This window comes from Lyngbya sp. PCC 8106 (assembly GCF_000169095.1).
GTDB lineage: Bacteria > Cyanobacteriota > Cyanobacteriia > Cyanobacteriales > Microcoleaceae > Capilliphycus.
In genome coordinates this window covers 19,485-30,512 of the sequence record NZ_AAVU01000062.1, presented here as the reverse complement: position 1 = coordinate 30,512, position 11,028 = coordinate 19,485, and the positions used below count along the sequence as shown (strand labels likewise).

Sequence of the window (11,028 nt, the reverse complement as noted above, 5' to 3'; positions counted from 1 at the left end):
CTCCTAAAAGGTAACGGAGGCGCGCAAAGGTTCCCTCAGGCTGGTTGGAAATCAGCCGACGAGTGTAAAGGCACAAGGGAGCTTGACTGCAAGAGCTACAACTCAAGCAGGTAGGAAACTAGGCTTAGTGATCCGACGGTACTGCGTGGAAAGGCCGTCGCTCAACGGATAAAAGTTACTCTAGGGATAACAGGCTGATCTCCCCCAAGAGTTCACATCGACGGGGAGGTTTGGCACCTCGATGTCGGCTCATCGCAACCTGGGGCGGAAGTACGTCCCAAGGGTTGGGCTGTTCGCCCATTAAAGCGGTACGTGAGCTGGGTTCAGAACGTCGTGAGACAGTTCGGTCCATATCCGGTGCAGGCGCAAGAGCATTGAGAGGAGTTCTCCCTAGTACGAGAGGACCGGGAGGAACGCACCGCTGGTGTACCTGTTATCGTGCCAACGGTAAACGCAGGGTAGCCATGTGCGGAGCGGATAACCGCTGAAAGCATCTAAGTGGGAAGCCCACCTCAAGATGAGTGCTCTCATGGGTTAACCCAGTAAGGTCACGGGCAGATTACCCGTTGATAGGTGCTCGGTGGAAGTCCAGCAATGGATGTAGCCAAGGCACACTAACAGACCGAGGGCTTGACCTCTGTTACTTCTGAAAACTCTATGCAGTCTTCTTTCTTCTGTCTTATTTAACTTAATAGAAAGTTAATTAAAACCAACCTAAAAAAAACGGGTTGGTTTTTTAATTGGTTTATTATTATTTTGAATTTTATTTCACAATCAAACAAAAAAAAGATCTACTTGATTTGAGTAGATCTAAGTCAAAAACATCAAACGATTCCATCAGTAACATTAACTGCTACGGTCGGGGACATACTGGAATTAAGTTAGCATTGAAAACAATTGTACCTGCTGGATTTTCATTGATTAAAATCGGATTACCTGTATCAACTTTAATCAATAGAGGATTTAAACTCAGACATTCCTGAATCAATTCACCCCATTCCTCAACTGCACGAGTATATTCTGCTCGGATACGAGGAATATCATCTAAAGTGACTCCATTCGGAATGGGGGGTAATGTAGCGAGAAAAACTTCGTCCGTAATTACAGCATCACTCGTAATGCTTTCATCAACCGCCATTTCGTAAATGATGGGATATCTGAATGCACTCGGTAGAGTTCTATTTGGCCGATCTAGGTTCGGTAAGGTTTCATAGATTGGCGGGTCAACCTGATCCGGATTGGGATCAGTAAAGTCGTCTGTAGATTCATCTTTTGGTTTGTATCTGTAATCAAAGTCCGACGGAACAGTAATTACACCAATTTGAGCTAAAGCTGACAGGGGTTGGCTAATGACCAGCATAGCGAACAACCCACCTAGAAGCTTAAACTTCTTCATGTTCATCTCCTCAGTTTCACCAAACTTAATAAAATTCAACGAACTCCAGATCATAGCGAACTCTCTAACCCAAAGCCTTCTCTGCTAAAAATAGCTTTTACTGATTGGCAACAGGCTTAATTCTCGCCAAAACTTGGAGTCCAGCAGAGCAATGCTTCCCTATATCATAGAGACATACTATCGCAATCTACCAAATTTTACGGAAGATATCAAGTTATGCTACGCTTATATACTCTACTTGTTCAAATTGCTGCCTGCTTATGTCTGTCGATGGGTTTGAGAACTTTTCGATTCCGATTGCCCCGGATGGATACAAATCTGGCTTTGTAGGCATTATCGGCCGCCCCAACGTCGGCAAATCGACCTTAATGAATCAAATGGTCGGGCAGAAAATTGCGATTACTTCCCCTGTGGCTCAAACCACCCGCAATCGACTCCGAGGGATTTTAACCACACCGGAAGCGCAAATTATTTTTGTTGATACACCGGGAATTCATAAGCCTCATCATCAGCTTGGACAAGTTTTAGTTAAAAATGCCCAAATTGCTATTCGCTCAGTCGATGTCCTGCTTTTTGTGGTTGATGGTTCTGTGATGGCGGGTGGGGGTGATCGCTTCATTGCTGACCTACTCAACTCAACAAAAGTGCCTGTGATTCTAGGACTCAATAAACTCGACCAACAACCTCAAGAACCTCAACGGATTAATGAAAGTTATCAACAGCTTATAGAGTCTCATTCCTGGCCGATTCTCCAGTTTTCTGCATTGACAGGCACTGGAGTTGATAGCCTACAACATTTAATTATCGAACAACTCGAACCTGGCCCCTACTATTATCCTCCCGATTTAGTCACAGATCAACCCGAACGCTTTATTATGGGAGAACTCATCCGCGAACAAATTCTGCTGCATACTCGCGAAGAAGTTCCCCATTCCGTTGCTATTTCTATTGATCGCGTAGAAGAAGATCCTAAAATTACTCGTATTTTAGCCACCATTCACGCTGAAAGACCTTCTCAAAAAGGGATTTTAATCGGTAAAGGGGGTCAGATGCTTAAGACGATTGGAAGTGATGCACGTCAACAAATTCAAAAACTTGTTGCAGGTCAAGTTTACCTGGAATTATTTGTAAAAGTGCAACCCAAATGGCGACAATCTCGCAGTCGTTTGGCTGATTTGGGATATCGGGTTGAAGAATAAAGAATTAAGATCAAGTTTGCGCTGTTGATTCTTGAAATAAATCAAACTCTTGAGAACTAATTCGATTGGCTTGGTAGAGAGTTTCGGCAATTTCTGCTAACGTTAGAACCGTATAACCTTGATAGCCATTACTTTTGAGTTTATCCATCACGCCTCGACCATGATCAATCAACACGACAATATCTTCCACTTCTAATCCTGCTGATTTTAACTTTTCTGCCCCTCGCATGACACTATTTCCAGTAATCAAAATATCATCAACGACCACAATCTTTTCTCCCGCCTGAAAATGCCCTTCAATTAACCGTCCAGTTCCATAACTTTTGACTTCTTTACGGGGAAATATCATTGGGCGTTCCATTCGCAGCGCTAAACCTGTCGCCGTCGGTAAAGAACCATAGGGAATCCCAGCAATGCGATCAAACTCTAAATCCTCCAGAATCTCTGCATAAGCACTGACAATTTTATGAAAAATTTGGGGGATGGAAATAATCCGTCGCAAGTCAACATAGTAGGGAAAAATCTCCCCCGAAGATTGAACGTGTTCTCCAAAAATAATACAACCAATATCATAAAGCTGTAAAATCAAATCTCGATGGGGTTGATGCTCCAAAAAACAAACATCAGGCAACCATAAATTACAAGTCGGACTTCCCTGAACATCTTGGGAACGAATTTTATTAATTTTATCTCGAAATTCTGTAACAACTTGAGTGATATTTTCTGCTTCCAATAAACAGGACGGAACTGGAAGCAATAAACCTTCTCTATTCTGATTTAATCCGGCTGCTAAAATCGACGTTAATTCACTTTCTTCGATCAAATCATTTTCTTCAGATCTATCCCCTTCTAGTAAGATTAAGCGTTCTGGTGCAGTTTTTCTCACCCGAGCTAATGTATCTGCCATCATCCCAACTTCTAACCCAAGTTGTTCTAGCGTTCCCCAAGTTTGAGTTTCTCGGACTAATTGCAAATACAAAGACTGTTCAGGTGTTGGATATTCTTGCAATATTGTTGCCGAAGGATTTGCCGTCGCACACAACACAAATACCGCTTTATCTGGATAAACCAAAAACGGTGTTAATTGATCTAATCCCGTGTAAGGTGAAACCGTACAAGCATCTATTTTCCACTGTTCAAATATCAACCGAGCAAAAATATTGCTACTATTAATGTCGCTATATTTTGCATCTAAAACAATCGGTAAATCTGACGGAATAAACTTCAATATTTGTTCTAACAGTTGTATTCCTTGCCAACCCCAGGCTTGATAAAACCCTAAAGTAAGTTTATAAGCACAAACAACATCAACCGTCTGAGCAACAACTGATTTTAATTGATCTTTCCACTGTTCGAGAGTTTGCTGTGATTCATTGGTATTAAAAGATTGAGACTCAAAATTTGGATCAAGGGCAACATAAAGTAAACTTTGATTGCGTTCAATCGTAGCGATTAGCTTATCAAAAAAATTCATTGAGGACTACAGTTATAACGATCAGGATAATTTATTGTAGTCCCTAATCGAGAAGGGCAAATTGAAAAAAAACAAAAATATCTAAATATTTGTATCCAACTCGCCCTTAATGCCACTTCTACAGCAACCTGTAACTCTTGAGGAACGGGAACATGATCTCGATGAAACACCATAATCACCCTATAATTATCTTGATAAACTTGAGTCTAAAGCTGATCCAAACGAGCCAGTGTTTCTTGAGATAATAATCCCATAATTCGCTGACGTTCCTCTGCAAATAAATCCTGTAAACTAAAAGACTGCTCCTCAAATCCTTTGACCATTGCTAAAATAACTTGAGCGGCACTCGCTTGTTGTAAAGTGTCAAAGAGTTGTTGATTGTAAGCACGATGTCCGGCAAAAGGTTGAATGCAGCAATGAAAATCCCATCCCCCCAGATGCAAAACAGCAAATACAAAATCCATCTGTTCTCGGGTAATTTCATCGCTCTAACACCTGATACCTGATACCTGTAAGCTTTAACCGATAACCTTTATGGTCAATTTTTATGCTAATCTGCTAACCAATAGTGTCTTTTTTGCAAGTTAGTCTTGTTTCTAAGTTTTTTGTGCAACTGTGAGTGATCTCCTGGCGAGTCAATACTAATGCTGAATGCCAAAACAATCATTTCTGTCCTACTGATCTTCATTCCCATTTCCATTGCAGCTCACTTCTTAGAATGGAGTTCGACTGCTATTTTCATCACCTCTGCTGTGGCGATTATTCCTTTAGCGGGTTGGATGGGAATTGCTACAGAAGAAATTGCTGTCGTTCTTGGCCCGAATTTGGGTGGACTGATGAATGCCACCTTCGGAAACGCTACAGAACTGATTATCGGTATCGTTGCCCTTAATGCTGGATTGTTGGATGTGGTGAAAGCCAGCATCACAGGTTCGATTATCGGCAACCTGCTGTTAGTGATGGGTTTATCGATGCTTCTGGGTGGCTTGCGCTACAAAGAACAAAAGTTTCAGTCCATTGTAGCTCGCTTGAATGCTTCGGCGATGAACTTGGCGGTGATTGCCATTTTAGTGCCAACAGCAGTCGAGTATACTTCCACAGGCATTCAAGAAGCCACAATGCAAAATCTATCGAGTGCAGTGGCGATCGTGCTGATTTGCGTCTACATACTCACATTGCTGTTTTCGATGAAAACTCACGCTTATCTTTATGATGTGGGGATTGCAGAAACGGATATTTCTGAACAATCTGAGGGACAAACAATTCCAATCTCAGAAGAATCTCATTCCAAGTCCCCTTTATGGACTTCGGTTGTGATTTTACTCGTTGCCACGATCGCAGTTGCATTTGAGTCTGAACTGTTGGTTGATAGTCTCGAAGAAGCAACAGAAAGCCTTGGACTAACATCTCTATTTACTGGAGTAATCTTGGTGCCGATCATTGGTAATGCGGCGGAACACACAACTGCGGTAACAGTCGCGATGAAAAACAAAATGGATTTATCCGTTTCTGTGGCGGTGGGATCAAGTCTGCAAATTGCTTTGTTTGTCGCCCCTGTGTTGGTGCTTGTGGGTTATTTCATCGGTCAACCGATGGATCTCAACTTTAACCCCTTTGAACTGGTTGCCGTCGCGGTGGCGGTTTTAATTGCCAACTCTGTCAGTTCAGATGGTCGGTGTGACTGGTTAGAAGGCGCTCTCCTGTTGGCGGCATACACCGTTTTAGGACTGGCTTTTTACTTCCATCCGGTAATTGAAGGGTCTTTATAAGCGTCCCAAATTTCTGAACTCAAGACCTGGGGGAGACAAAGAAGTGGCAACAACAATTCTGAGACTCTCAAGGGTTGCCCTCAAAGGCTTCTCTACCAACCTTCCTTCTGACTCTCCCCCCAAAGTTGTTTCATCTTCCGGCGGCAGGAGACCCACGACGATAGGGACGTTGGAGTTGGGAGGAATGCCGCACAGGGATTTCTGGTACAATACAAGTGGTCACTGACCCACCCGAGACAATGGATTCAGACAGCCATGAGCGAGCGCGCGTCCAGTTACACTGGCGGCGCAGACAAATTGGTAGACCGGGGAAAGATGACAGGGCGGGCATAAACATCCCTTGAATCAACAGTTAAAGAGAATTCCAGTTGGGATTTCGACACATCTCTAACCGCAGGACTTGCGGGGATAGTCTGTGGAGCGACTTTAAGACCTGAAGGGAATAACTCTCGGAGGGCAGGTGCGCTCGCCCCGCTCGGGAAGACGCAGAAACTCAAATAGCGATATTTGGGAATCCCACGCCATAAAGAATGTTGGCGTTGGGAGGATGTCAATAGCTGATCCTTCCTACAGGTATGAATTTCTCAGCCAGATGGTCAGCCTCTAAGTTATAGTGGAGTTAATCTGGCAACCTAGATCCGGATTCTGGTTTTTGTGAGTTATTGCCTTAATCCCAACTGCCCAAGTCCAACTGACCCGTCGAATGAAAATCGACGTGTTTGTTGTCAATGCGGTTCAGATTTATTGCTACAAGGTCGATATCATGTTACCAAACAACTCGGAGGAGGTGGATTTGGTAAAACCTTTGAGATTACTGATGACCATACGGGAATCAACAAAGTTGTAAAAGTTTTGCTCAAAGAACATCCTAAAGCGGTTCAATTATTTAAGCAAGAAGCAAAGGTTTTAAGCAAACTTCAACATCCCGGGACTCCCAAAGTTGACAAGGATGGTTATTTTACCTTTATGCCCAAGGGAGGTAAAGAACCGATTCATTGTCTGGTGATGGAAAAAATCGAAGGTGCTAACTTGCAAGACTGGATGAAAAGTCGCAAGAAAGAACCGATTTCTCAAGAACAGGCGATTGAGTGGTTAAAACAACTTGCAGAAATTTTAGATAAAGTTCATAGCTTAAACTATTTCCATCGGGATATTAAGCCTCAAAATATTATGCGAAAGCCCGACGGTCAATTAGTCTTAATTGACTTTGGTACTGCACGGGAAGAGACGGATACTTTTATCGCCAAAATGGAGGGAGGACAAAACGTTACAGGTATTATTTCTCCTGGCTATACTCCACCTGAACAAGCGAACGGAAAAGCAGTTCCTCAGTCAGATTTTTTTGCTTTGGGGCGAACTTTTGTTTATCTTTTAACAGGGAAACCTCCAACTGCATATCCAGAAAACCCCAGAACTGGAAAATTACTCTGGCGAAAAGGAGCGCCTAATATTTCCACACAATTATCAGATTTACTGGATTATCTGATGGCCACGTTTCCGGGAAATCGGCCTCAAACACCTCAAGTCATTTTGAAGTGTCTTCGAGAAATTGATCTCACTCAACCCGTCTCCCCAAAAGTAACACCTGATCCCCCTCCAAAACCTCCGTCGAAGCGCAAGCCACGATCCCGAGAAGTAATACCATTTTATCGTCTACCTCGTCCTTCGATTCAATTTAATTTTCCGTTTAAGTTTCTCTGGATTATGGGGACTTTCTTCTTGATGGGAGGTTTATTCTACACTCAGATTAATGGTTATTTACGGTATGGATTTATCCCGGCTAATCCAATTTTAATTCTCAAAAGTATACCGAGTAGTTTGTGGCTCCAAGGATACAAAAGTGCTGTGGGTCAAGTCTATACTGTGGCGATTAGTCCAGATGGTCAAACCCTCGTTGCGGGAAGCTTTGGTAACATTACCATTTGGGATTTGCAAACCGGGAAGCTACTTTATAGTATTGCGGCTCATTCGAGTTGGGTAAAAGCTCTGGCGATTAGTCCAGATGGTGAAATTCTAGCGAGTGGAAGCAACGACAAAACGATTCGCTTGTGGGATCTTAAACAAGGGATTCGCCGACGGACGATAGAAGGTCATACAGAAAGTGTGAATACGCTGGCATTTAGCCCAGATGGTCAGACTCTAGCGAGTGGAAGTGATGATCGAACGATTCGGTTATGGGATCTCAAGACTGGAGCGCGAATCTTGACCATCCCGGCTCACGATGGCCCAGTTAACTCGATTGCATTTAGTCCAGATGGTCAGACTCTAGCGAGTGGAAGCAGTGATCAAACGATTAAATTGTGGGGCTTAACTCAAGGAACTCGTAAATTAACGATTTCTGGACATTCTGGAGCAATTAATGATATTGCTTATACAACCGATGGTCAAAGTTTGGGGAGTGTGAGTGATGACGGTACAATCCGCCTGTGGAATCCAAATACAGGTGATCAAGTACGGCTGTTTTCTGCACAGGGAAGTGACGTGAAATCAATGGTAATTAGTCCTGATGGCCAGACTCTCTTTAGTGGGAGTGATCGCATTATTATTTGGGACTTAAAAACTGGAGAACAGAAAGCGACGCTTTGGGGTCATGCACAAACGGTTAATGCTTTGGCTTTGAGTCCTAATGGTGAAATATTAGTGAGTGGAAGTGAAGATAAAACCATCAAAATTTGGCAAGTTCCAGTCAATAATTAAATTAATCCTGACCTCCCTATTTTTATTAATACTTAATAAGGATAAATTTTTGTTTATACGTTAGCCGGGAAGTAGACCCTCTCAATAGTCGCATCTTTGAGTAACAGAGTCTGAAACCTCAAAAGGAAAAATTGACCAAAGATTTTTACAAAAGTTTACAACTTGACTTCAGGAGAATTGAAGATTGAGAGATGCTTGACGAGGTTCAGCATGACATTTCAGGAAACTGGGTGGATGAGTCCGTTCTGTTCACTAGAGAAAATTAAGTGAGAAGATGATCCTCATGTTAAAATACGTGAAAATTATGAAAATAATATTAGTGAGGTAAACTGATTCATGGAAGCAGCGTTGCTGTTGGCTAAACTGCCGGAAGCTTATTCAATCTTTAGCCCGGTTGTAGACATTTTGCCTGTTATCCCCGTGTTTTTCCTGCTGTTGGCTTTTGTTTGGCAAGCTTCAGTCGGATTCAGATAACAACAAAAAAGCGATCAGCGTGATTGTTCTGGCGACTGACTGACTAACTCATAAACGTTAGGATACTCAGTTGTTTGAATAAAATGCTGATCGCTTAAGTTTGATTTTCGGTATATTAGGTATTGCGAGAACCGATTGTTTTTTGGAATGCCGGTCGTTCACAAACACGCTTTGTATAGTCGATCACAGCCGGATATGCACTTAAATCCAGCTTTAACATCATCGGAATATAAGCTAAAATCGACCCAATTGCGATATCGGCGACATTAAACTCATCTCCCATAATATAAGGTTGTTTTTGGAAAATCTCGTTCAGTGCAGTCATCAAACGAGGGGTTTCTTTTTCTCGGTTGGTTTCGATAAACACACCATTGGCGAGAGTAGAATTCCCAAACAACACCCATTGATAAATTTCGCCTCGTTTTTCGGGGGAGTCTGGCATTTTCCCATATTTGTCTGCCAAATATAGCAGAATTCCTCCCGATTCCCACAATTTAACGTCTCCATCGACAATGGCGGGAACTTTCCCAATGGGGTTAATCGCCAGATAGTCGGGTTCAAGATGAGCGCCTGCTTTCATATCCAGCAAGACAAACTCGTAGGGGATACTGATTTCTTCTAAATACCACTGAACAATTGATGCACGGCTAAAGGCACCACCGTAGAGTTTGAGCATCAGTTAGACTCCTATAGTTTACTTGTTCCAGTGTGAATGGGTATTCACATTTTACACTTTGTTAGCCTAAAAACTTCTAATCCCTGAAGATTTAGATAAAATTTAAGCTTAACATCCACAAAGTCGATTAATCGTTTGGATCAAATCATCATAATCGGTAATCGGCTTGAGATAAAATTCATCAGCTTGAGAAATGTCGAGTAGAGATTGACGTTCACTTTCCAAAGCATAAGCCGTGATTAAAATAATTGGAATCTCAGCAGTTTGTGAGTTTGTTTTTAGGAGACGAGAAATATCGGCACCACTGACATTTTTCTCCTCTCCATGAGCTTCGGGTAGATTCACATCCATAATTACTAAATCAACTTCTCCTCCTTCGCAAAGCTGAATAATTTCATTGAGTTTGTCGGTTACGAGAACTTGATAACCACTTAGGCGCTGAATTAGCTTTGCCATTCCTTTAGCTAATAAGTAATCATCTTCTACAATTAGAATTCTTAAATTGTCTTTTTTTAAAGTCACAGCTATTCTAGACTAAGTATAATAAACTAATAGTAAAAATACCATTTTAGTAGAACTCTTTTGGTCTAATTTGCAAAGTTAGTGAGTTCATCAGATCTTCCATAATCAAATTATAATTATTCACTTGACAATTATCAAAATTAATGATTTTAGTAATCCCATAAAGGAGGAAATAAGATGGCATTTTATTAAAAACTTATTTGTACAGATCAAGACTTACATGAGTCATACCATAAACAAAATTGCAAGTCAAGACGAAGCAGAGACTTTAGAGGATGGGATTTAAAAAATACTTGAGCTTTTTAATTTTTTTTATTAATCATCATAATAATGTTAGGAGAGCTTAAATTTACAACTCTCAAGTTCAATCGTTTTACTGAGTTGATATTCTCCTAAATAAGTTTGTTTACTGTCAATATCCTACTTGCTTTATGGTATGAGGATCAAAAATAACTGGATCATTTGAGGTTTAACCTGACGCATTTTTAAACCAAATGCCAAATTTTCTGAGACTGTCATATGAGGATACAGCGCATAATTTTGAAATACCATCGCCACATCTCGTTGACGAGCTGGAACCTCATTCATCAACCGATTATTAATATAAAGATTGCCCTGAGTTGCCGTTTCTAAACCTGCTATTGTCCGTAAAATTGTAGATTTTCCACAACCTGAATGCCCCAAAAGCACCCAAAATTCACCGTCGGGAACTTCAAAAGAAATATCCTCAATTGCGGTAACATTATTATAGATTCGGTTAATTTTATCTAAGCGAACATTTGCCATTTTTCTCCTTTGATTTTAAAATATAATCTCAGCTA

At 41.5% G+C, this 11,028-nt stretch carries 10 protein-coding genes and 1 rRNA gene; 5 read left to right on the top strand and 6 right to left on the bottom strand.

Annotation, left to right across the window (positions count from 1 at the left end; all coding sequences use genetic code 11):
* Positions 1-638: ribosomal RNA gene (locus tag L8106_RS26815) — 23S ribosomal RNA — on the top strand; the annotation flags it as partial.
* Positions 639-853: 215 nt separating this feature from the next.
* On the opposite strand, the gene L8106_RS26810 is transcribed toward L8106_RS26815, so the two are convergent.
* Positions 854-1,396, bottom strand: a complete 543-nt coding sequence (locus tag L8106_RS26810; protein WP_232228580.1) for a hypothetical protein — start codon at positions 1,394-1,396, stop codon at positions 854-856.
* A gap of 260 nt (positions 1,397-1,656) precedes the next feature.
* On the opposite strand from L8106_RS26810, the gene era reads away from it, so the two are divergent.
* Positions 1,657-2,595, top strand: coding sequence for a GTPase Era (era, locus tag L8106_RS26805; protein ID WP_009787683.1), 939 nt, complete (start codon positions 1,657-1,659; stop codon positions 2,593-2,595).
* 10 nt (positions 2,596-2,605) lie between these two features.
* Here era and L8106_RS26800 read toward each other — a convergent pair whose 3' ends face one another.
* Both L8106_RS26800 and L8106_RS26795 read right to left on the bottom strand, forming a co-directional pair.
* On the bottom strand, positions 2,606-4,069 hold the full coding sequence (locus L8106_RS26800; protein WP_009787682.1) for a bifunctional orotidine-5'-phosphate decarboxylase/orotate phosphoribosyltransferase: 1,464 nt from the start codon (positions 4,067-4,069) through the stop codon (positions 2,606-2,608).
* A gap of 206 nt (positions 4,070-4,275) precedes the next feature.
* The gene (locus tag L8106_RS26795) at positions 4,276-4,548 is read right to left on the bottom strand and encodes a DUF3536 domain-containing protein (protein ID WP_369749700.1); all 273 of its coding nucleotides are present in this window, start codon (positions 4,546-4,548) and stop codon (positions 4,276-4,278) included.
* A 165-nt stretch (positions 4,549-4,713) separates the two neighbouring features.
* Between L8106_RS26795 and cax the strand changes: the two genes are divergently transcribed.
* The 3 genes from cax to L8106_RS31110 all read left to right on the top strand — a co-directional run bounded on the left by cax (position 4,714) and on the right by L8106_RS31110 (position 9,009).
* Positions 4,714-5,838 carry a calcium/proton exchanger gene (gene cax, locus L8106_RS26790; RefSeq protein WP_009787679.1) on the top strand — a complete coding sequence of 375 codons (1,125 nt, stop codon included), beginning with the start codon at positions 4,714-4,716 and terminating at the stop codon, positions 5,836-5,838.
* Positions 5,839-6,492: 654 nt separating this feature from the next.
* Positions 6,493-8,535: a serine/threonine-protein kinase gene (locus tag L8106_RS26785; protein WP_039897365.1), complete on the top strand. Its 2,043-nt coding sequence runs from the start codon at positions 6,493-6,495 to the stop codon at positions 8,533-8,535.
* Positions 8,536-8,871: 336 nt separating this feature from the next.
* Complete coding sequence (locus tag L8106_RS31110; protein ID WP_009787676.1) at positions 8,872-9,009, top strand: photosystem II reaction center protein K; 138 nt, start codon at positions 8,872-8,874, stop codon at positions 9,007-9,009.
* A 115-nt stretch (positions 9,010-9,124) separates the two neighbouring features.
* On the opposite strand, the gene L8106_RS26780 is transcribed toward L8106_RS31110, so the two are convergent.
* From L8106_RS26780 to L8106_RS26770, 3 genes are all read right to left on the bottom strand, one after another.
* Positions 9,125-9,685 carry a glutathione S-transferase family protein gene (locus tag L8106_RS26780; RefSeq protein ID WP_009787675.1) on the bottom strand — a complete coding sequence of 187 codons (561 nt, stop codon included), beginning with the start codon at positions 9,683-9,685 and terminating at the stop codon, positions 9,125-9,127.
* Between the two features lie 108 nt (positions 9,686-9,793).
* Positions 9,794-10,207 (bottom strand): response regulator, encoded by a 414-nt coding sequence (locus L8106_RS26775; protein WP_009787674.1) that lies wholly within the window; start codon positions 10,205-10,207, stop codon positions 9,794-9,796.
* A gap of 429 nt (positions 10,208-10,636) precedes the next feature.
* A complete protein-coding gene (locus tag L8106_RS26770) occupies positions 10,637-10,993 on the bottom strand; it encodes an ABC transporter ATP-binding protein (RefSeq protein ID WP_009787673.1) in 357 nt (118 codons plus the stop codon).
* Between the last annotated feature and the right edge of the window lie 35 nt (positions 10,994-11,028).

Coding starts and splice junctions, on each gene's coding strand:
- L8106_RS26770 (WP_009787673.1), bottom strand. CDS start 10,993: ATGGCAAATGTTCGCTTAGATAAAATTAACCGAATCTATAATAATGTT.
- L8106_RS26800 (WP_009787682.1), bottom strand. CDS start 4,069: ATGAATTTTTTTGATAAGCTAATCGCTACGATTGAACGCAATCAAAGT.
- L8106_RS26810 (WP_232228580.1), bottom strand. CDS start 1,396: ATGAAGAAGTTTAAGCTTCTAGGTGGGTTGTTCGCTATGCTGGTCATT.
- L8106_RS31110 (WP_009787676.1), top strand. CDS start 8,872: ATGGAAGCAGCGTTGCTGTTGGCTAAACTGCCGGAAGCTTATTCAATC.
- era (WP_009787683.1), top strand. CDS start 1,657: ATGTCTGTCGATGGGTTTGAGAACTTTTCGATTCCGATTGCCCCGGAT.
- L8106_RS26780 (WP_009787675.1), bottom strand. CDS start 9,685: ATGCTCAAACTCTACGGTGGTGCCTTTAGCCGTGCATCAATTGTTCAG.
- cax (WP_009787679.1), top strand. CDS start 4,714: ATGCTGAATGCCAAAACAATCATTTCTGTCCTACTGATCTTCATTCCC.